The sequence below is a fragment of the Azonexus sp. MM2026_4 genome, from assembly GCF_055901855.1.
The window spans coordinates 3,781,179-3,800,674 of record NZ_CM148380.1 but is presented as its reverse complement, the minus strand read 5'-3'; the positions used below and the strand labels follow the sequence as shown (position 1 = coordinate 3,800,674).

The 19,496-nt window shown below is 64.2% G+C and carries 27 protein-coding genes and 1 pseudogene; 1 reads left to right on the top strand and 27 read right to left on the bottom strand.

The window, feature by feature from the left end:
• Positions 1–17: 17 nt before the first annotated feature.
• Genes tatA through hisB form a run of 8 tightly spaced genes read right to left on the bottom strand, consistent with a single transcriptional unit; the run spans position 18 to position 4,096 of the window.
• On the bottom strand, positions 18–248 hold the full coding sequence (gene tatA / locus AC0KWY_RS17915) for a Sec-independent protein translocase subunit TatA (protein WP_474026839.1): 231 nt from the start codon (positions 246–248) through the stop codon (positions 18–20).
• 9 nt (positions 249–257) lie between these two features.
• On the bottom strand, positions 258–608 hold the full coding sequence (locus tag AC0KWY_RS17910; protein WP_474026838.1) for a histidine triad nucleotide-binding protein: 351 nt from the start codon (positions 606–608) through the stop codon (positions 258–260).
• On the bottom strand, positions 605–934 hold the full coding sequence (locus AC0KWY_RS17905; RefSeq protein WP_298398612.1) for a phosphoribosyl-ATP diphosphatase: 330 nt from the start codon (positions 932–934) through the stop codon (positions 605–607). The genes AC0KWY_RS17910 and AC0KWY_RS17905 overlap by 4 nt, the downstream gene beginning before the upstream one ends.
• Entirely contained in the window at positions 931–1,329 is a 399-nt protein-coding gene (gene hisI, locus AC0KWY_RS17900) for a phosphoribosyl-AMP cyclohydrolase (RefSeq protein ID WP_474026837.1), read from the bottom strand. The genes AC0KWY_RS17905 and hisI overlap by 4 nt, the downstream gene beginning before the upstream one ends.
• The gene (gene hisF / locus AC0KWY_RS17895; RefSeq protein ID WP_474026836.1) at positions 1,329–2,087 is read right to left on the bottom strand and encodes an imidazole glycerol phosphate synthase subunit HisF; all 759 of its coding nucleotides are present in this window, start codon (positions 2,085–2,087) and stop codon (positions 1,329–1,331) included. The genes hisI and hisF overlap by 1 nt, the downstream gene beginning before the upstream one ends.
• Positions 2,087–2,827 (bottom strand): 1-(5-phosphoribosyl)-5-[(5-phosphoribosylamino)methylideneamino]imidazole-4-carboxamide isomerase, encoded by a 741-nt coding sequence (gene hisA / locus AC0KWY_RS17890; protein ID WP_474026835.1) that lies wholly within the window; start codon positions 2,825–2,827, stop codon positions 2,087–2,089. Before hisA ends, hisF begins: the two co-directional genes overlap by 1 nt.
• Positions 2,828–2,867: 40 nt before the next feature.
• Entirely contained in the window at positions 2,868–3,509 is a 642-nt protein-coding gene (gene hisH / locus AC0KWY_RS17885) for an imidazole glycerol phosphate synthase subunit HisH (protein ID WP_474026834.1), read from the bottom strand.
• Entirely contained in the window at positions 3,509–4,096 is a 588-nt protein-coding gene (hisB, locus tag AC0KWY_RS17880; protein WP_474026833.1) for an imidazoleglycerol-phosphate dehydratase HisB, read from the bottom strand. The genes hisH and hisB overlap by 1 nt, the downstream gene beginning before the upstream one ends.
• 77 nt (positions 4,097–4,173) lie before the next feature.
• On the opposite strand from hisB, the gene hisC reads away from it, so the two are divergent.
• Entirely contained in the window at positions 4,174–5,250 is a 1,077-nt protein-coding gene (hisC, locus tag AC0KWY_RS17875) for a histidinol-phosphate transaminase (RefSeq protein WP_474026832.1), read from the top strand.
• Here hisC and AC0KWY_RS17870 read toward each other — a convergent pair.
• From AC0KWY_RS17870 to AC0KWY_RS17780, 19 genes and pseudogenes are all read right to left on the bottom strand, one after another.
• Entirely contained in the window at positions 5,212–6,108 is an 897-nt protein-coding gene (locus AC0KWY_RS17870; RefSeq protein ID WP_474026831.1) for an HDOD domain-containing protein, read from the bottom strand. The genes hisC and AC0KWY_RS17870 overlap by 39 nt on opposite strands.
• A 37-nt stretch (positions 6,109–6,145) precedes the next feature.
• On the bottom strand, positions 6,146–6,664 hold the full coding sequence (locus AC0KWY_RS17865) for a chromate transporter (protein WP_474026830.1): 519 nt from the start codon (positions 6,662–6,664) through the stop codon (positions 6,146–6,148).
• A complete protein-coding gene (locus AC0KWY_RS17860) occupies positions 6,661–7,170 on the bottom strand; it encodes a chromate transporter (protein ID WP_474026829.1) in 510 nt (169 codons plus the stop codon). The genes AC0KWY_RS17865 and AC0KWY_RS17860 overlap by 4 nt, the downstream gene beginning before the upstream one ends.
• A gap of 72 nt (positions 7,171–7,242) precedes the next feature.
• Positions 7,243–8,547 (bottom strand): histidinol dehydrogenase, encoded by a 1,305-nt coding sequence (gene hisD / locus AC0KWY_RS17855; RefSeq protein WP_474026828.1) that lies wholly within the window; start codon positions 8,545–8,547, stop codon positions 7,243–7,245.
• The gene (gene hisG / locus AC0KWY_RS17850) at positions 8,548–9,192 is read right to left on the bottom strand and encodes an ATP phosphoribosyltransferase (protein WP_474026827.1); all 645 of its coding nucleotides are present in this window, start codon (positions 9,190–9,192) and stop codon (positions 8,548–8,550) included.
• 90 nt (positions 9,193–9,282) lie between these two features.
• Positions 9,283–10,566, bottom strand: coding sequence for a TRAP transporter large permease (locus AC0KWY_RS17845; RefSeq protein ID WP_474026826.1), 1,284 nt, complete (start codon positions 10,564–10,566; stop codon positions 9,283–9,285).
• Positions 10,563–11,045, bottom strand: coding sequence for a TRAP transporter small permease (locus AC0KWY_RS17840; RefSeq protein WP_474026825.1), 483 nt, complete (start codon positions 11,043–11,045; stop codon positions 10,563–10,565). Before AC0KWY_RS17840 ends, AC0KWY_RS17845 begins: the two co-directional genes overlap by 4 nt.
• A 57-nt stretch (positions 11,046–11,102) precedes the next feature.
• The gene (locus AC0KWY_RS17835; RefSeq protein ID WP_474026824.1) at positions 11,103–12,125 is read right to left on the bottom strand and encodes a DctP family TRAP transporter solute-binding subunit; all 1,023 of its coding nucleotides are present in this window, start codon (positions 12,123–12,125) and stop codon (positions 11,103–11,105) included.
• 124 nt (positions 12,126–12,249) lie between these two features.
• Positions 12,250–12,456: a cold-shock protein gene (locus tag AC0KWY_RS17830; RefSeq protein ID WP_474026823.1), complete on the bottom strand. Its 207-nt coding sequence runs from the start codon at positions 12,454–12,456 to the stop codon at positions 12,250–12,252.
• A 211-nt stretch (positions 12,457–12,667) separates the two neighbouring features.
• On the bottom strand, positions 12,668–13,924 hold the full coding sequence (gene murA, locus AC0KWY_RS17825; RefSeq protein WP_474026822.1) for a UDP-N-acetylglucosamine 1-carboxyvinyltransferase: 1,257 nt from the start codon (positions 13,922–13,924) through the stop codon (positions 12,668–12,670).
• The gene (locus AC0KWY_RS17820; RefSeq protein WP_474026820.1) at positions 13,917–14,159 is read right to left on the bottom strand and encodes a BolA family protein; all 243 of its coding nucleotides are present in this window, start codon (positions 14,157–14,159) and stop codon (positions 13,917–13,919) included. Before AC0KWY_RS17820 ends, murA begins: the two co-directional genes overlap by 8 nt.
• Positions 14,160–14,165: 6 nt before the next feature.
• A complete protein-coding gene (locus AC0KWY_RS17815; protein WP_474026819.1) occupies positions 14,166–14,936 on the bottom strand; it encodes an ABC transporter permease in 771 nt (256 codons plus the stop codon).
• A 29-nt stretch (positions 14,937–14,965) separates the two neighbouring features.
• Positions 14,966–15,652: pseudogene (locus AC0KWY_RS17810) on the bottom strand (ABC transporter ATP-binding protein); the annotation flags it as partial.
• Between the two features lie 11 nt (positions 15,653–15,663).
• Positions 15,664–15,942, bottom strand: a complete 279-nt coding sequence (locus tag AC0KWY_RS17805; protein WP_474026818.1) for an STAS domain-containing protein — start codon at positions 15,940–15,942, stop codon at positions 15,664–15,666.
• Positions 15,939–16,568, bottom strand: coding sequence for an MlaC/ttg2D family ABC transporter substrate-binding protein (locus AC0KWY_RS17800; protein ID WP_474029750.1), 630 nt, complete (start codon positions 16,566–16,568; stop codon positions 15,939–15,941). The genes AC0KWY_RS17805 and AC0KWY_RS17800 overlap by 4 nt, the downstream gene beginning before the upstream one ends.
• Before the next feature lie 24 nt (positions 16,569–16,592).
• On the bottom strand, positions 16,593–17,315 hold the full coding sequence (locus AC0KWY_RS17795; RefSeq protein WP_474026817.1) for an MlaA family lipoprotein: 723 nt from the start codon (positions 17,313–17,315) through the stop codon (positions 16,593–16,595).
• Positions 17,312–17,782: an outer membrane lipid asymmetry maintenance protein MlaD gene (gene mlaD / locus AC0KWY_RS17790; protein ID WP_416695220.1), complete on the bottom strand. Its 471-nt coding sequence runs from the start codon at positions 17,780–17,782 to the stop codon at positions 17,312–17,314. The genes AC0KWY_RS17795 and mlaD overlap by 4 nt, the downstream gene beginning before the upstream one ends.
• Positions 17,779–18,573, bottom strand: coding sequence for a lipid asymmetry maintenance ABC transporter permease subunit MlaE (gene mlaE / locus AC0KWY_RS17785; RefSeq protein ID WP_474026816.1), 795 nt, complete (start codon positions 18,571–18,573; stop codon positions 17,779–17,781). Before mlaE ends, mlaD begins: the two co-directional genes overlap by 4 nt.
• Positions 18,557–19,378, bottom strand: coding sequence for an ABC transporter ATP-binding protein (locus tag AC0KWY_RS17780; protein ID WP_474026815.1), 822 nt, complete (start codon positions 19,376–19,378; stop codon positions 18,557–18,559). The genes mlaE and AC0KWY_RS17780 overlap by 17 nt, the downstream gene beginning before the upstream one ends.
• Positions 19,379–19,496 lie beyond the last annotated feature (118 nt).

Sequence of the window (19,496 nt, the reverse complement as noted above, 5' to 3'; positions counted from 1 at the left end):
GGCCGCCGTTTGCCCGCTTAGCTCCGGGTCTTTTCCTTGACTTCGACGTCGATCGTCTGGCCGCCGACCTGTTGCGTCGGCTGCGCGCCTTCCGTCGGTTTGTCGGCATTGGCTTCCTTCATGCCGTCCTTGAAGCCCTTGACCGCGCCGCCGAGATCCTGGCCGACGTTGCGCAGTTTCTTGGTACCGAAAACGAGCATGACGATGACCAGGACGATCAGCCAGTGCCAGATGGAAAAGCTACCCATAGTTGTCTCCTAGATTCGCTTGAGCATGGGGCCTACCGGGTCGGGCCCGCCCACGATGTGCATGTGCAGATGGGGCACTTCCTGCTGCCCGATCTCGCCGGTGTTGATGATGACACGGAAGCCGCCGGGACTGCCTTCGGCAACCGCAATTTCGTTGGCCTTGACCAGCATCCGACCGAGGATTTCCGCATCGGTCGGCGCCGCTGTCGCCAGCGAAGTAATGTGCTTCTTCGGGATGACGAGAATGTGAACCGGGCGCTGCGGATGGATGTCGCGGAAGGCGAGCACCAGTTCGTCCTCGTACACCTTCTGCGCCGGAATCTGCCCGGCGACGATCTTGCAGAACAGGCAATCGCTCACTTGCCGGCGCTCCGCGAGGCCTTTTCGTCGATCCCGGAAATCCCTTCGCGACGGCGCATCTCCTGCGACACGTCCTCGATCGACAGGCCGTAGAAAGCGAGCAGGACGAGGATGTGATAAACGACATCGGTCGATTCGCGGACGATGTTCAGGCGCTTGCCGTCCTTGCCGGCCATGATCAGTTCGGCGCATTCCTCGCCGATCTTCTTCAGGATCGAGTCCGGGCCTTCCGAGAACAACTTGGCCGTGTAGGACTTCTCCGGATCGGCGTGGCGCCGCGAAGCCAGGGTCTCGGACAGGCGATGCAGGATGTCGTGCGTGCTCATTGGTAAATGTCCTTCGGGTCTTTCAAAACCGGATCGACGGGAACCCAGCGTTCCCCTTGCAACTCGTTGAAAAAACAGCTTTCCCGACCAGTGTGGCAGGCGATGCCGCCAACCTGCTCGATTTCGAGCAACAGTACGTCGCCGTCGCAGTCGGTACGGAGCGAGCGGATCTTCTGCCAGTGCCCGGATTCCTCACCTTTGCGCCACAGACGCTTTCTCGAACGCGACCAGTATACCGCGTTGCCGCAGCGCACCGTTTCAAGCAGCGACTCGCGGTTCATGTACGCGAACATCACGACGCGCCCGGAAGCGTCCTGGGCGATCGCCGGGATCATCCCGTCGGCGTCCCACTTGAGGGCGTCGAGCCAGGGCAGCGCGGGGTCGAGATCGGCCATTACAGTCGCACTTCGATACCGCGCGCGGCCATGTATTCCTTGGCCTGGCGCACCGTGTATTCGCCGAAGTGGAAGATGGAGGCGGCGAGCACCGCGTCGGCGCGCCCTTCGGAAACGCCGTCGGCAAGGTGCTGCAGGTTGCCGACCCCGCCCGAGGCAATGACCGGAATCCCGACCGCGTCGGAGACGCCGCGTGTCAGCGGCAAGTCGAAGCCGTTCTTGGTGCCGTCGCGGTCCATGCTGGTCAGCAGGATTTCGCCGGCGCCGAGCGCCTCGACCTTCTTCGCCCATTCGATGGCATCGAGCCCGGTGTCGTTGCGGCCGCCATGCGTGAACACGTGCCACTGGCCGGGTGCCACCTGCTTGGCGTCGATGGCGACGACGATGCACTGCGAACCGACCTTGCTCGACGCATCGAAGACCAGATCCGGGTTCTGCACCGCGGCGGTGTTCATCGACACCTTGTCGGCGCCGGCGTTGAGCAGACGGCGCACGTCCTCGACCTTGCGCACGCCGCCGCCGACGGTGAGCGGAATGAAGACCTGCTCGGCGCAGGCTTCGACGATGTGCAGGATGATGTCGCGTTGGTCGCTGGACGCCGTGATGTCGAGGAAGGTGACTTCGTCGGCACCCTGCTCGTTGTAGCGGCGGGCGATCTCGATCGGATCGCCGGCATCGCGCAGACCGACGAAGTTGGTGCCCTTGACGACCCGGCCGGCGGTGACGTCGAGACAGGGAATGATGCGTTTGGCGAGCATCAGGCGCCCAACTCGTCGGCGAGGTCCTGCGCTGCCTTGAAGTCGAGCGAACCGTCGTAGACGGCGCGACCGGCGATGGTGCCGACAACACCCTCGCCTTCGACCGCGCACAGCTTGCGGATGTCGTCGAGGTTGGACAGGCCGCCCGAGGCGATCACCGGGATCGTCAGCGCCTGCGCCAGGCGCACGGTGGCTTCGATATTGATGCCGGAGAGCATGCCGTCGCGACCGATGTCGGTGTAGATGATCGATTCGACGCCGTAGTCCTCATACTTCTTGCCCAGGTCGACGACATCGTGGCCGGTCAGTTTCGACCAGCCGTCGGTCGCCACCTTGCCGTCCTTGGCGTCGAGGCCGACGATGATGTGGCCGGGAAAGGCGGTGCAGGCGTCGTGCAGGAAACCGGGGTTCTTGACCGCGGCGGTACCGATGATCACGTAGGACAGGCCGCCGTCGAGACAGGCTTCGATGGTGTCGAGGTCACGGATGCCGCCGCCGAGCTGGACCGGAATTTCGTCGCCGACTTCGGCCAGGATCGCCTTGATCGCCGCGGCGTTCTTCGGCTTGCCGGCAAAGGCGCCATTGAGATCGACCAGATGCAGGCGACGGGCGCCCTGCTCCAGCCAGTGCCGCGCCTGTTCGGCGGGACTCTCGGAGAAGACGGTGGCCTGTTCCATCAGGCCTTGTTTGAGGCGGACACATTGTCCGTCCTTGAGATCGATTGCGGGGATGATCAGCATGGGAAAAAGTCTGCGAGGGGGAATTTCCGGGTGGCGCCGCTCAGGGACGCCATTCGACGAAGTTCTTCAGGAGTTGCAGGCCGTCGCGGGCGCTTTTCTCGGGATGGAACTGGACCGCGAAGATATTATCCCGCGCTACCGCACAGGTAAAGGGCAGACCGTAGTCGGTGGTGCCGACGGTCAGCGCCGGGTCGATGTCCTGCACGCAGTAACTGTGCACGAAGTAGAAGCGGGCGCCGTCGGCGATCCCCGCCCACAGCGCGTGCGACCGCTGCTGCACTTCGTTCCAGCCCATGTGCGGCACCTTCAGGCGCTGGCCCTGGGCGTCCACCATGCGGGCCTCGGGAAAACGCCGGACGACGCCGGGAAAGATGCCGAGACCGGCGACATTGCCTTCCTCGCTACGCTCGAACAGCATCTGTTCGCCGACGCAGATGCCGAGGAAAGGCTTTTCTCGTGCCGCCTGCAGCACCGCCTCGCGCAGGCCGCGGGCGTCGAGCTCGCGCATGCAGTCGGGCATCGCCCCCTGGCCGGGGAAGACGACACGCTCGGCGGCGGCGACCACCGCCGGATCGGCGGTGACGACGACAGTGGCGCCGTCGGCGACGTGCTCGACCGCCTTGGCGGCCGAGCGCAGGTTGCCCATGCCGTAGTCGATGACGGCGATCGTCCGGCCGGCCATCACAGCGTACCCTTGGTCGACGGCATGCAGCCGGCCATCCGCGGGTCGGCCGTCACCGCCATGCGCAGCGCCCGGCCGAAGGCCTTGAACACGGTTTCCGCCTGGTGGTGCGCGTTCTTGCCGCGCAGGTTGTCGATGTGCAGCGTCATGCCGGCGTGGTTGACCAGGCCATGGAAGAATTCGGCCACCAGGTTGACGTCGAACTGGCCGATCACGGCACGCGTGAAATCGACGTTGAATTCGAGCCCCGGACGGCCGGAGAGGTCGATGACGACACGCGACAGCGCCTCGTCGAGCGGCACGTAGCTGTGCCCGTAGCGGGTCAGCCCCTTCTTGTCGCCCCAGGCCTTGGCCAGCGCCTGGCCGAGCGTGATGCCGATGTCCTCGACCGTGTGGTGCGCGTCGATGTGCAGGTCGCCCTTGGCGTCGATGTCGAGGTCGATCAACCCGTGGCGGGCGATCTGGTCGAGCATGTGATCGAGAAAGGGAACGCCGGTGGCGAACTTGCCCTGGCCGCTGCCGTCGAGGTTGAGCTTGACGGTGATCTGCGTTTCCAGGGTATTGCGAGTGACTTCGGCTTGCCGCATGGACTTGGCTAAAAATCGTTGGAACGGAGGGGCATGATACCATTTCGCCTCATTTTTACGCCTTCCGTGAATAGCCGATGAGCCGCTTCTGGAGCCAGGTCGCCCGCGACCTCACCCCCTACGTCCCGGGCGAACAGCCCAAGATCGCCAACCTGATCAAGCTCAACACCAACGAGCATCCCTGCCCGCCGTCGCCGCGGGTGGTCGAGGCGATCCGTGCCGAACTCGGCGACGACGGCGCCCGCCTGCGCCTCTACCCGGACCCCAACGCCGACCTGCTCAAGCAGGCGATCGCCGCCCGTCACGGCGTGACGACACGCGAAGTCTTCGTCGGCAACGGTTCCGACGAGGTGCTGGCGCACGCTTTCCAGGCGCTGCTCAAGCATGACGCGCCGCTCCTCTTCCCGGACATCACCTACAGCTTCTACCCGGTGTATTGCGGGCTCTATGGCGTCGATCACGTCGCCGTGCCGCTCGCCGCCGACTTCTCGATCGACCCGGCCGACTATATCGATCGCGACGTGCAACCCGGCGGCATCATCTTCCCCAATCCGAATGCGCCGACCGGCCGCCTGCTGGCGCTCGACGCCGTCGAGCGCATCGTTGCCGGCAATCCGGACAGTGTCGTCGTCGTCGACGAAGCCTACATCGATTTCGGCGGCGCAACCGCCATTCCGCTGACGCAGAAACACGACAACCTGCTGGTCATCCACACCTTGTCGAAGTCGCGCTCGCTGGCCGGCCTGCGCGTCGGCTTCGCGGTCGGCCACCCGGACCTGATCGAGGCGCTGGAGCGGGTCAAGAACAGCTTCAACTCCTACCCGCTCGACCGCCTGGCGATCGTCGGCGCCGTCGCCGCGATCGAGGACGAGGCCTACTTTCGGCAGTGCTGCGCGGGGGTCGTCGCCAGCCGCGAGTCGCTGGTCGGCCAGTTGGCCGAACTCGGTTTCGACGTCCTGCCGTCCGCCGCCAATTTCATCTTCGCCCGCCACCCGCAACGCGACGCCGGCGAGCTGGCGCAAGCGCTGCGCGCCGAGAGCATCATCGTCCGTCACTTCCGGCTGCCGCGCATCGACCAGTTCCTGCGTATCACCGTCGGCAGCGACGAGCAGTGTTCAAGCCTGGTTGCCGCCCTGCGCCGGCTGCTCGCCTGACGCGGCGGCCTTGACGGCGGCAATCGCCGCCTGCAAGGCAGTGCGCGGCTCATCGGCAAGCGGCAGCGGCTCGGCAATTGCCAGCAGATCGACCGCCGGCAGCAAGGCGCCGACCTCCTGTAGCAGCGCCAGCAGTTCCGGGGTGGTGGCTTCGCCGATCACCGCCTTGGCCGCCTCGTGGCCGAGCCGGGCAAGATTGGCGCGCGGACTGTCGACGCCCTTGATCAGGGCGACGATCAGCGTCGGTAGCCCCCAGGACTGAGCCAGCGCCATGGTCAGCTGGCGGAAGGTGAAATCCATCTCCGAAGTACGCTGCTGGAGCGCCCAGTAGCGCTCGTTCCACTGGTAGATGGCAACTTCCTTGTCGGTCATCTCCGGTGCGAAATGCCACAGCAGCAGTTCGCCGATTTCCGCCAGCAACGCCGCCATCGCCACCTCGTCGGGTAGCACGTCCACCCGGCGCGTCGCCCAGGCCCGCGCCAGGATGGCGGCGAGGACCGCGCGCTGCTCGCAGGCGTGGCAACCGGGCAAGAGACCGACCGAGACCTTGCTGTTGGCGACCAGCGCCTGCAACTCGTCGTAACCGGTTTGCAGGACGGCCGCCAGCGGCGTCGTCGTGTCGTGCCCCAGTTGCCGGGTGCGCCGCTCCTCGGCCCGGCGCAGCAGCTTCAGCGCCAAATAGGGATCGCCATAGACGATATCGACCAGATCCCGCGCCGAGAGGCTTTCCCGCGCCGCCTCGCCGGCCTCGCGCAAAGCCGCGAGGCGCGCCGCGGTGCCCGGCAGCACCGGCAATTCCTTGTCGCGCAGGTATTCCACCCACTGGTTGATGCCCCAGGTCCATTGATGCGCCTGCATCACCATCTCGCCCAAGCCCTCCTGCAAACGCCGGCCGTCACAGCCAGCCGGACAAACCGAGAAGCGCGCCGGCGGCAATGAACCACAACGGATGCCAGCGCGTACGCAGATTCAACACCATGATCGCCACCACCAGCAAGCCGCCGCGCCAACCCAGCCCGGCCGCCTGGGCGATCAGCGTCGCCCCGGAAAAGATCAGGCCAACCGCCAGCGGCGCCACGCCGAGGCTGACCGCCTGCTGCCAGCGGCGGCCGGCGAAGCTTTCCCAGCGGTCGATCAACAGGTAGATCAGCACGCTCATCGGCAGGCACATCGCCAGCGTCGTCGCCAGCGCTCCGGCCAGCCCGGCGACCTCCCAGCCGATCAGCGTCACCACCAGCACGTTCGGCCCCGGCGCCGCCTGGGCGATGGCGTAGAGATGGGTGAAGGTGGTGGCATCGAGCCAGTGCAGCTGGTCGACGACGACCCGGTGCATTTCCGGCAGCAGCGCGGTGGCGCCGCCAAAGGCGACGAAGGAAAGCAGCGTGAATTCGAGGAAGAGCTGGACGACGATCATGGCCGCCCCAATCGCCACCAGGCCACCGCGCCGGCGGCCGCCAGCCCGCCCAGCATCACCATCGGCAACGGCCAGCGCAGCCAGGCGATGGCGGCCACGGTCAACACGGTGAATGGCAGGAACAGCGCCTTGTCGCGCAGCGCCGTACCCATCCGCCAGGCCATCGCGAAGAGCAGGCCGCAACCGGCGGCGGCGATACCGCGCAGCATCTCCTGGGCGAGCGGCAGTTGCCCCCAGCGGTCGTAAGCCATGCCGAGCAGCAGGACGATCAGCATCGGCGCCAGCAACATGCCGAGCGGCGCGACGACGGCGCCGCGCCAGCCGTGGAAACGCTTGCCGACGACGATCGACAGGTTCACCACGTTCGGCCCGGGCAGAAACTGGCAGAGGCCAAGCTGGGCGTTGAATTCCTCGGCGCTCAGCCAGCGCCGCTGTTCGACCAGCATGCGCCGAGCGAACGGCAGCACGCCGCCGAAGCCGGACAGGCCGACCGCGGCGAAGGCCAAAAAAAGCGCCCGGAGGTCCGGGCGCTGGGGATTTTGCGGGTGATCCACGGTCGGCCGCAGAATCGACGCGAATCAGTCGGCGAGCCGGAACTCGGCCGACTTGGCATGCGCCGGCAAACCTTCGCCGTGCGCCAGCGTGGACGCGATGCGGCCCAGGGTCTGCGCGCCGGCCTGCGACACCTTGATCAGGCTGGTCCGCTTCTGGAAATCGTACACGCCGAGCGGCGACGAGAAACGCGCCGAGCCGGAAGTCGGCAGCACATGGTTCGGCCCGGCGCAGTAATCACCGAGCGATTCCGAGGTGTAGTGGCCGATGAAGATGGCGCCGGCGTGGTGGATCTTCTCGACCCACGGGTCCGGGTTGTCGAGCGCCAGTTCGAGGTGTTCCGGCGCGACGCGGTTGGCGATGGCAATCGCCTCGTCCATGTCGCGCACCAGGATGAAGGCGCCGCGATTGGTCAGCGAGGTGCGGATCACTTCCTGGCGCGGCATGGTCGGCAGCAGCTTGTCGATACTCGCCTGGACGCGCCCGATGAAGGCGACGTCGGTACAGATCAGGATCGATTGCGCCAGTTCGTCGTGCTCGGCCTGCGAGAACAGGTCCATCGCCACCCAGTCGGGATTGCCGGAACCGTCCGAGACGACCAGGATTTCCGACGGGCCGGCGACCATGTCGATGCCGACGATGCCGAACACCCGACGCTTGGCCGTCGCCACGTAGGCATTGCCCGGACCGACGATCTTGTCCACCTGCGGCACGCTCTCGGTGCCATAGGCGAGCGCGCCGACCGCCTGCGCACCGCCGATGGTGAACACGCGATCGACGCCGGCCAGGCAGGCCGCCGCCAGCACCAGCTGGTTGTGCTCGCCACCCGGCGTCGGCACGACCATGATCAGTTCCTTGACCCCGGCCACCTTGGCCGGAATCGCGTTCATCAGCACCGACGACGGATAGGCCGCCTTGCCGCCCGGTACGTAGAGGCCGACGCGGTCGAGCGGGGTGATCATCTGGCCGAGCAGGGTGCCGTCGGCCTCGGTGTAGGACCAGCCGTCGAGCTTCTGCTTCTCGTGGTAGGCACGCACCCGGCAGGCGGCCGCTTCGAGCGCGGCACGGCGGTCGGCAGGCAGGCCGGCGAGCGCCTTTTCCAGTTCGTCGCGCGACAGTTCGAGGTCGGCCATCGAGCTTGCAGTCAGGCGGTCGAAGCGGTTGCTGTAGTCGACCACGGCGGCGTCGCCGCGTGTCTTGACGTCGGCCAGGATGGCGGCGACGGTGCGCTCGATGTTGTCGTCGGCGGCCGCTTCGAAGGCGAGCAGCGTCTTCAATTGCGCCGGAAAATCGGCGTCCACCGTGGACAAACGCTGGATGGCTATCGTCATTTACTTCTCCACCGCCTGCGCGAAGGCGTCGATGATCGGCTGCAGGATTTCGCGCTTGACCTTGAGCGCCGCCTGGTTGACCACCAGGCGCGATGAAATGTCGAGGATGTGCTCGACGGCGACCAGCTTGTTGGCCTTCAGCGTGCCGCCGGTCGACACCAGGTTGACGATGGCGTCGGCCAGCCCGGCCAGCGGCGCCAGCTCCATCGAACCGTAGAGCTTGATCAAATCAACGTGCACGCCCTTGGCGGCGAAGTGCTCGCGCGCCGTCTTGATGTATTTCGAGGCCACCTTGAGGCGGGCGCCCTGGCGCACCGCATTGGCGTAGTCGAAACCCTCCGGCACGGCGACCATCATCCGGCACTTGGCGATGTTCAGGTCGAGCGGCGCATAGAGGCCGTCGCCGCCGTGCTCGATCAGCACGTCCTTGCCGGCGACACCGATGTCGGCCGCGCCATACTGGACGTAGGTCGGCACGTCGGTGGCGCGGACGATGACGACGCGCACGTGCGGCTGGTTGGTCTCGATGATCAGCTTGCGGGAGGTCTCCGGATTCTCGGCCGGGACGATCCCCGCCGCCGCCAGCAGGGGCAGGGTTTCGTCGAAGATGCGGCCCTTCGAGAGGGCGATGGTGATGGTCGTCACGGGGGTTCAGCCTGAAGACAAAGAGTGCATTTTACCGCAAGCGCCCGCCGCCCCGGCCGCGACGCGCGCTATCGGGACGATAAAGCGCGCCTACAGGTAACCGAGGTGGCGCGGCAGCCACAGCGCCAGTTCCGGTACGAAGGTGACGAGCAGCACCGTCGATCCCATCGCCAGCACCATCCACAGCACCCAGCGCACCGTGCTGTCCATGCCGATGCCGGCCATCCGGCAGGTAACCATCAGGTTCACGCCCATCGGCGGCGTGAACTGGCCGAGCGCCAGGTTCATCGTGATGATCAGGCCGAACCACACCAGGTCCCACTGGAAGTGCATGGCGATCGGCACCAGCAACGGCAGGAAGATGAAGTAGATCGAGATGGCGTCGAGGAACATGCCGGCGACCAGCAGCAGGCCCTGGATCATCAGCAGCATGCCGGTTTCGCTCAGCCCGCTGCCGAGCACCGTCTGCGCCAGCCGGTCGAAGGTGCTCAGCGTCGAACTGGCCCAGGCGAAGACGCTGGCCAGGGCGATGATGATCATGATCACCGAGGAAATCTCGGCGGCTTCGACGAAGACCTTCCAGATGTCGTTCCAGCCGAGCTGGCGATTGATCACCGTGCCGACGAAGATGCCATAGAAGACGGCGACGACGGCCGCTTCGGTCGGCGTGAACAGGCCGCTGCGCATGCCGCCGAGGATGATCACCGGCGCCGCCAGCCCCCACGCCGCCTCGCGCAGGCTCTGCCAGAACGGCGGCCGCAGCGCGCTGACGTCAGCCTCGAAACCGTTGCGTACCGACAACCACCAGGCCATCAGGATCAGCGCCAGGCCGACCAGGATGCCGGGAATGATGCCGGCCGCGAACAGCGCCGGCACCGACGCCGCCGGCACCAGCAGGCTGTAGATGATCAGCGCGATCGACGGCGGGATCAGAATTCCGGTCGAACCGGCGGAAGCAATCACCGAGGCGGTAAAGGCACGCGGGTAGCCAGCCTTGATCATCGACGGCAGCATCACCGCCCCGACTGCCGCCGAATCGGCCGGCCCGGAGCCGGAAATGCCACCCATGATCATCGCCACCAGGATGGCGACGATCGCCAGGCTACCGCGGCGCTGGCCGACAATGGCCGAAACGAAGCGGACGATGCCGGCAGCGACGCCAGCGCGTTCGAAGATCAGCCCGGCGATGACGAAAACCGGGATGGCCATCAGCGGATACTTGGCGATCCCGGTATAGACGTTGGTCGGCAACGACAGCATGCCGAAATCGGCAACCGCGACGACGGCGACACCGGCCAGGCCCATGGCGACGGCGATCGGCACGCCGGCCAGCATCAGCGCCAGGAACAACCCGAAGAGCAGCCAGTCCATCATTTTTCACCCCGCAGCAGCAGGACCAGCACGCGCAGCGCGATCAGCGCCGAGAGCAAGGGCAGCCAGACCGTATACCACCACTGCGGCACGCCGAGCGACGGCGAGGTGACTTCGAAGCTGTAATCGTCCCAGGTCATCAGCGCGCCATACCAGGCGAGCAGGCCGAACATCAGCAGGCTGCAGGCCAACGAGAAGCGGTAGGCGAAGGCCTTCAGGCGCGGCCCGCGGACGACCAGGTAGTCGATGGCGATGTGATGGCCGGTCTGGAAGGCGTGCGAAGCGCCGACCAGGGTCATCACCACGAGCAGCGCGACCGATACTTCCTCGGTGAAAGCGAACGAGAAATCGGTGAAATAGCGAACGACGACATTGGCCATCGTCAGCAGACAGAGCAAGGCCATCGAAGCGCCCATCAGGAAGCGCTCGACGCGCCCGAGCGTCAGCTTGCCGCGCGCGGCGGCGGATTCGGATTGGGGCATGGGTAGCGGCGAAGAAGCCACGCCGGACGCAGCCGGCGTGGCTGGTGCATCAGGGAATCAGCGTTTGGCGATGGCGGTTTCGGCCTTCTTGACCAGGTCGGCGCCGATCGTCTTCGCCCATTTCTGGTAAACCGGCCGCGTCGCCTGGACGAAGGCATCGCGTTGCGCCGGCGTCAGGTGGGTGACGCTGACGCCGGAAGCCTCGATCTGCCTGAGCACCGCGTTGTCGCTGCCGGCGATGCCCTTGCGCGCTTTCTCGACGTTCTCGCGCCCGGCCTGCAGCGCCGCCTGGCGAACCGCCTCGCGGTCGGCCGGCGTCCAGCTGTTCCAGACCTGCTTGTTGACGACGAAGATCAGCGGATCGGCAACGTAATGCCACAAGGTCAGATGCTTCTGGCCGACATTGGTCAGTTTGGCGGCGACGAACACCGAAAGCGGGTTTTCCTGGCCGTCGACGGCACCGGACGCCAGTGCCGGCTGGGCATCGGCCCAGCTCATCTGGGTCGGGTTGGCACCGAGCGCGGTGAAGGTCTCGTTGTACAAGGGCGACCCGACAACGCGGAATTTCATGCCCTTCATGTCGGCCGGCGAGGTGATCGCCCGCTTCGAGTTCGACATCTCGCGGAAGCCGTTTTCACCCCAGGCCAGCGGCACGACGTCGCCGCGCTTGTCGAGGATGGCGAACAGGTCCTTGCCGACTTCGCCCTGGGTCAGCGCATCCATCGCCTTGTAATCGGGCATCAGGAAGGGCAGCGAGAACAGGTTGAGTTCCTTGATCTGCGGCGACCAGTTGATCGTCGACCCGATCGACATGTCGATGACGCCCTGGCGGATCGCCGTGAACTCGCGGGTCTGCTCGCCACCGACCAGCGAATTGCCGGCATAGAGCTTGATGTTGATGCGGCCCTGGGTTTTTTCGCGGACCAGCTCGATCCAACGCTCGCCGGCCTGCCCCCAGGTAAAGGCTGGACCGAGGGTGGTGGACAGCCGATACTCGGCGCGATAAGTCTGGGCCTGGCCAGCCCCGCTGGCCAGCAAACCTGCGGCAACTGCCGCCGCGATGAAGGTTCTGCGCAACATCGATCTCTCCCTTTGCCTGTTGGATGAGCTGCCGATTATCGACCCAGCCCGGAGACCACGCAACCGCCCGTAGACGCAAAAAAGCCCGGAATCCCGGGCTTTTCATTCAGGTTACCGAGAGAACTCAGTCGACCTTGTTGATGTTGGCTGCCTGCTTGCCCTTCGGACCGGTGACGATGTCGAAGGAAACGCGCTGGTTTTCAGCCAGGGTCTTGAAACCATTGCCTTGAATGGCGGAGAAATGTGCGAAGAGGTCTTCACCGCCGCCTTCCGGCGTAATGAAACCAAAACCCTTGGAGTCGTTAAACCACTTTACGGTACCAATTGCCATGTTGAAGCTTCCTAGGAAAAAATGAATATGAGCCGAGAATCAAGACCGAGGAGCTGACAAACCGAAAACGGCGCAGGAACAACACACTGCCTGGAAATCCCGTGCCTGCGAGTATGCTGCAGAGTACGAAGAATGCAAAGCCTTTTTACAGATTTTTTTCACCGCCCTGCCAAAAAGCCCGAAATTCAGCAGGGAAGCGACATTCCGCCGATCAGCGCCGACGTTCGACACGCGCCCCCAGGGCCGAGAGTTTCTGCTCGATCCGCTCATAGCCGCGGTCGAGATGATAGATGCGGTCGATCAGCGTTTCCCCCTGGGCCACCAGGCCGGCGATGATCAGCGACGCCGAGGCGCGCAGGTCGGTGGCCATCACGGTCGCCCCCTGCAACTGGCCTACACCGCGGACGACGGCGTTGTTGCCTTCGATCTGGATGTTGGCGCCCAGGCGCATCAGTTCGTTCACATGCATGAAGCGGTTTTCGAAAATCGTCTCGCGGATCGTCGCCACGCCATCGGCAACACAGTTCATGGCCATGAACTGTGCCTGCATGTCGGTAGGAAAGGCCGGATAAGGCGCCGTCCGCAAGCTGACCGACCTGAGTTTGGGCGGTGCCGAAAGCTGGATCGCGTCGCGCTCGATGACGATCTCGCAACCCGCGTCGAGCAGCTTGTCCACGACGGAATCGAGATAGGCTGCCGAGGTCCGGGTCAGGCGCACCTTACCGCCGGTCACCGCAGCCGCACACAGGTAGGTGCCGGTCTCGATGCGGTCGGGCATGATCGCGTGGCGGGCACCGTGCAGCTTCTCGACGCCCTGGATGCGAACGATGTCGGTACCGGCGCCGGAAATGCGAGCCCCCATTGCCACCAGACAATTGGCCAGATCGACCACTTCGGGTTCGCGGGCGGCGTTTTCGATCACCGTCTCGCCATCGGCCAGGCAAGCGGCCATCATCAGGTTCTCGGTACCGGTGACGGTAACCATGTCGGTACAGATGCGCGCGCCCTTGAGGCGGCTCGCCCGGGCATGCACATAGCCCTGCTCGACCGACACCTCGGCGCCCATCGCCTGCAGCCCCTTGATGTGCTGATCGACCGGCCGGGCACCGATGGCGCAACCGCCAGGCAGCGACACCTTCGCCTCGCCGCAGCGGGCAAGCAGCGGCCCGAGCACGAGGATGGAAGCGCGCATGGTTTTCACCATCTCGTAGGAGGCGAGCGGATTGTTCAAGGTGCTGCCGTCGAGGCTCACCACCCCATCGTCACCGTCCCGATCGATCGCCACCCCCATATCGCCGAGCAGGCGCAGCATGGTCGAAATATCGTTGAGCTGCGGAACATTGGAGAATTCCAGCGGCTCGGACGTCAGCAACGAGGCACAGAGGATCGGCAAGGCCGCATTCTTGGCGCCGGACATGGCGATCTCGCCGTTGAGGGCATGACCGCCCCGGATCACTAACTTATCCACGCTGGGCACTCCATTCTTCGGGGGTCAGGGTCTTGAACGACAGAGCGTGCAGCTCACCAGTCGCCAGTTTTTCCTGCAAGGTCCGGTAAACCCGCTGCTGCCGCTGCACGCGGTTGAGGCCAACAAACTCGGCGCTGACCACCAAGGCCTGGAAATGCTGACCATCGCCGTCAAGTTCCAGGAATTCGCAGCTCATGCCGGCAAGGATGTATTGCTTGATCTGATCGGGGTGCATGTTCTTTCAGTTTCTCAGTTTCCAGCCCTGCCTGAGCAGCGTCAGCGTGATCGCCGACACCGCCAGCAAACAGACGGCAACGACCGCCAGGCTGAGTTCCGGCGCGACGTCCGAAACGCCGAAAAAGCCGTAGCGGAAGCCGTCGATCATGTAAAAGACGGGATTGTAATGGGACAAGCCCTGCCAGAACTGCGGCAGGCTGTGGATCGAATAGAAAACGCCGGAGAGCATGGTCAGCGGCATGATCAGGAAGTTCTGGAAAGCGGCGAGCTGGTCGAATTTTTCCACCCAGATTCCCGCCACCATGCCCAGCGCGCCGAACAGGGCGCCGCTCAGGAGCGCGAACAGGCAGATCCAGAGCGGCGCCGCCACCTGCAGATCAACGAAGGCGACGGTCGCCAGCAGCACGCCGACGCCGACCATCAGGCCGCGCAACAGGGCCGCCAGCACGTAGGCAGCGAAGAACGCCCCATAGGGAATCGGCGGCAGCAGGACAAAAACGATGGAGCCGGTGATCTTGGCCTGGATCAGGCTCGACGAGGAATTGGCAAAAGCGTTCTGCAGCACCTGCATCATCACCAGCCCAGGGATCAGGAAGCTGGTGTAGCCGATGCCATGCACCCGGACATGGTCTTCCAGCACGTGACCGAAGATCATCAGATAGAGCATTGCCGTCAGCACCGGCGCGGCAACGGTCTGGAAGGCCACCTTCCAGAAGCGCAGGACTTCCTTGTAGAACAGGGTCCAGAAGCCGACCAGCAGCTCACTGCCGGTCATTTGCGCATCGTCCGCATGAAAACCTCTTCCAGAGAAGCGCCGGGATGCGCCGCCATCAGGTTGGCCGTGCTGTCCAGCGCGATCAGTTGCCCCTGCTTCATCAGGGCGATGCGGTTGCACAGGGCTTCGGCTTCCTCGAGGTAATGCGTGGTCAGGATGATGGTATGGCCCTCGTTGTTGAGCCGCCGGACGAACTGCCACAAGCCCTGGCGCAACTCGACATCGACCCCGGCGGTAGGCTCGTCGAGGACGATCACCGGCGGCTTGTGCACCAGCGCCTGGGCGACCAGGACGCGCCGTTTCATGCCACCCGACAGGCGCCGCATGTTGGCGTCGGCCTTGTTGGAAAGGTCGAGGTGGTGGAGGATTTCATCGATCCAGTCATCGTTGTTGCGGATGCCGAAATAGCCCGACTGGATACGCAGGGTCTCACGAACGCTGAAGAAGGGATCGAATACCAGTTCCTGCGGCACCACGCCGAGCAGGCGCCGCGCCTGACGGAAGTCGCGTACGACGTCGTGGCCGAGCACGCTGATCGAACCGCTGTCGGGCCGGGTCAGCCCGGCCAGGCAGGAAATCAGCGTCGTCTTGCCGGCGCCGTTGGGGCCAAGGAGGCCGAAGAATTCGCCGGGCTCAATGGTCAGGGAGATCCCAGCCAAGGCTTTGACGGAGGCAAAGGACTTGACGACATCGACAACGGAAACGGCAGCTGGCATGGACAGGCCGCTCAGGCCAGGGGCAACAGGTCGGAAATGCCGTAGAGCTCGGCCAGGGAGAGCACGCCAGCGGGAACGCCGACAAAGGAAAGACGCTTGTTGCCGGCCTGGGCATGGCGCAACCAGCCCAACATCACCGCCAGCGCCGAGGAGTCGGCCGCTTCGACAGCGGACAGATCGACGACCGAATCGGCGCCGATCTCGGCACACCCCGCCGCCAGCAAGGCCCTGGCATTCGTCATCACCATGGCGCCGCGAACGGCGAGAGCCCCGTTGGAACGTTCGATCATTTCTTGCCGGTTTTAGCCGCTGCAGCAACTTCCAGCGACTTGTTCTTGGCCGCGAGGCTGGCGATCAGGCCGTCGATGCCACCGGCCCGCACTTCGCTGGCGAACTGTTCGCGGTAATTGGTGACCAGGCTGATGCCAGCGACGACGACGTCGTAAACCTTCCAGTTGTCGCCAGCCTGCTCCAGCCAGTAATCGATCTGCACCGGCTGCGAGCCGGGCTGTGTCACTTCGGAGCGCACCAGCACTTCCGTCTCGCCGCTCTTCATCTTGAACGGCTTGAAGACGATACGCTGATTGCTGTAACTGGTCAGGGCGTTGGCGTAGGTGCGCACCAGCAGGTTCTTGAACTCCTCGGCCAGGCGATTCTTCTGTGCCGGATTGGCGCTGCGCCAGTCACGACCGACCGCCAGCGCGGTCATGCGCTGGAAATTGAAATAGGGCAGCACCTTGGCGTCAACCAGCGCACTGATCTTCTGGATATCCCCGTTGCGGATCTCCTTGTCCTGGCGAACGATTTCCAGCACTTCATCGGAAACGCGCCTGATCAACGCATCCGGTGCCTCGGCGGCAAGCAGCGGGGAGGCGAGAAAAAAAGCCAGACAAACAGCGAAAAAACGCTTCATCATCAAAGACATCAAAGAACCCTCAACTCAATCGTCCAGGCGCGGCGGGCGGCCATCGTAAATCAGGTTGCGGCGACGCTGCAGGTAGGCATCGCGCACGTAAGCATACTTGTCGAGTGCAGCTTCCTCGACCACCTTGTCGGCCGGCAGCAGGCCGGCACGGATATCGACGAAGCGCAACGCAGCCGTACCGATGCGTACCGCTTCCGGCTGAATGGTGGACACCGGATCGACATAGGTGTCGACAGCCCAACCCATCAGATCGCGCGACGTGCGCGGACCGATCACCGGCAGGAACACGTAGGGGCCGTTGCCGACCCCCCAGACCGCCATCGTCTGACCGAAATCTTCGTTGTAACGCTCGAAGCCGAGTTCGCTGGCGACGTCGAACAGCCCGAGGATACCGACAGTCGAGTTGATCAGGAAACGGGTCAGCCCCAGGCCGGCATTGGACGGCTTGCCCTGCAGCGCGCTGTTGGCACCGCCCCAGACTTCGCCGACATTGCCGAAGAAATTGCCGACACTGGCCTTGAGCGGCAGGGGAACGGCGGCATCGTAGGCCTGGGCGACCGGGCGGGCAGCGTACTTGTCCAGAGCTTCATTCACCGAGAACATCGAACGATTGAAGCCTTCGTAAGGGTCGCGCTGACCTTCCTGAGCAGTGGCATGAGCGGTCGAAACCACCAGCGCACCGCCGAAAGCCAGCAGGCGAACCAGTCGCCGAACCGAAAATCCTGCCTTCAATGTCATTTGCTATCCTGTCCTTCAGCCGCCTTGCCGAAAAGGAACTGGCTGATCAGTTTTTCCAAGACTACCGCCGACTGGGTCATTTTCACCGTGTCGCCCGGCTGCAGCATCTTCTCGTCGCCACCGACGTCGAAACCGATGTACTGCTCGCCCAGCAGACCCGCCGTATAAATCGAAGCGAAGGTATCCCGCGGAAAACGGTAACGCCCGTCGATATTCATCGTCACCACCGCCTGGTAGCTTTCGGGATCGAAGCGAATATCCGCGATCCTGCCCACCAGAACGCCGGCGCTGCGAACCGGACCGCGCACCTTCAGGCCGCCGATGTTATCAAACTTGGCTTGCAGCACATAGGTCTCGGACAAGTGGGCCGCCGAAAGATTGCCCACCTTGAGTGCCAAAAACAACACCGCAGCAATGCCCAAAGCAACGAAGAAGCCGACCCAGAGGTCGATAACGGTACGGTTCATGATGTTCCCCGAAACATGAACGAAGTCAGAATGAAATCCAGCGCCAGAATGGTCATCGCCGAAGTCACGACGGTACGGGTAATCGCTCGCGACACACCCTCCGCCGTCGGGACCGCGTCGTACCCCTCGAACACTGCAATCAGCGAAACAGCAAAACCGAAGACGACACTCTTGATGATGCCGTTGAGAATGTCGTAGCGGAAATCGACGCTCGACTGCATCTGTGACCAGAAGGCGCCGTCATCGACACCGATGAACACAACGCCGATCAACCATCCGCCGAACACGCCCATCGCCGAAAACATCGCCGCCAGCAACGGCATCGAGATCACTCCGCCCCAGAAACGCGGCGCCACGACGCGCGCCAGCGGATTGACCGCCATCATGTCCATCGCCTTCAACTGCTCGGTCGTCTTCATCAGGCCGATCTCGGCGGTGATCGACGAACCGGCTCGCGAGGCGAATAGCAGGCCGGCAACGACCGGCCCCAGCTCGCGCACCAGCGACAGCGCGACAAGAATCCCCAGGGCTTCGGTCGAACCATAGCGCTGCAGGGTTTCATAGCCCTGAAGGCCGAGCACCAGACCGACGAACAACCCGGAGACCAGGATGATCAGCAGCGACAGCACGCCGCTGAAGTAGATTTCGCGCAAGGTCAGCGGCAGGCGGCGAAACGCCGTTCCCGAATGGGTCAGGATGGCGAAGAAAAAACGGGCCGCGAAGCCGAGGCGCCAGATCCGGTTGACGGTCGGCGCGCCGACCTTGCGCAGCAGGTCAAGCGGCCCCGGCATGCTCGCCCCCCAGGAAAAAATCCGCCTGCATCGATGCTGCCGGATAATCGAAATGGACCGGCCCATCCGGCTCGGCATGCACGAACTGATGCACGAAAGGGTCGCGCGAGGCGCGGATTTCGTCCGGCGTTCCTTCCGCAACCACCCGGCCGCCGTTCAGGAAATAGATGTAATCGACGATCAGCAGCGACTCCTGCACATCATGCGTGACCATGATCGAGGTAGCGCCCAGCGCATCATTCAGGGTCCGGATCAGGCGACCGATGACGCCGAGCGCAATCGGATCGAGACCGGTGAAGGGCTCGTCGTACATGACCAGCATCGGGTCCAGGGCGATCGCCCTGGCCAGTGCCACCCGCCGCGCCATGCCACCGGACAGCGAACCCGGCATCAGCGCCTGGGCACCGCGCAGGCCGACAGCCTCCAGCTTCATCAGCACGAGGTCGCGAATCATCTGGTCGGAGAGATCGGTGTGCTCGCGCAACGGAAAGGCCACGTTCTCGAAAACCGTGAGATCGGTGAACAGCGCGCCGAACTGGAACAACATGCCCATGCGCCGACGCAGGCGATAGAGTTCGGCTTCCGACATCTTGCTGACCACGGCGTCGGCCAGGCGCACCGTGCCGCCGCTGGGCCGCAGTTGACCGCCGATGCAGCGCAGCAAGGTAGTCTTGCCACAGCCGGAACCGCCCATGATGGCCACCACCTTGCCGCGTGGGATACGCATATTGATCCCCTGCAGCACCGGCCGCCCGTCATAGGTGAAATGGAGGTCTTCGATATCGACCAGGATGTTTTCCGACAACGCCTGCTTCCCCGCTAAAGATAGGCGGCATTCTAGCAGAACTCGCTATCGTCATTTCCCTGAAACACAGGCGAACAATCAAAAACATGATGACATATAAATAAAACCCATCTAGCAT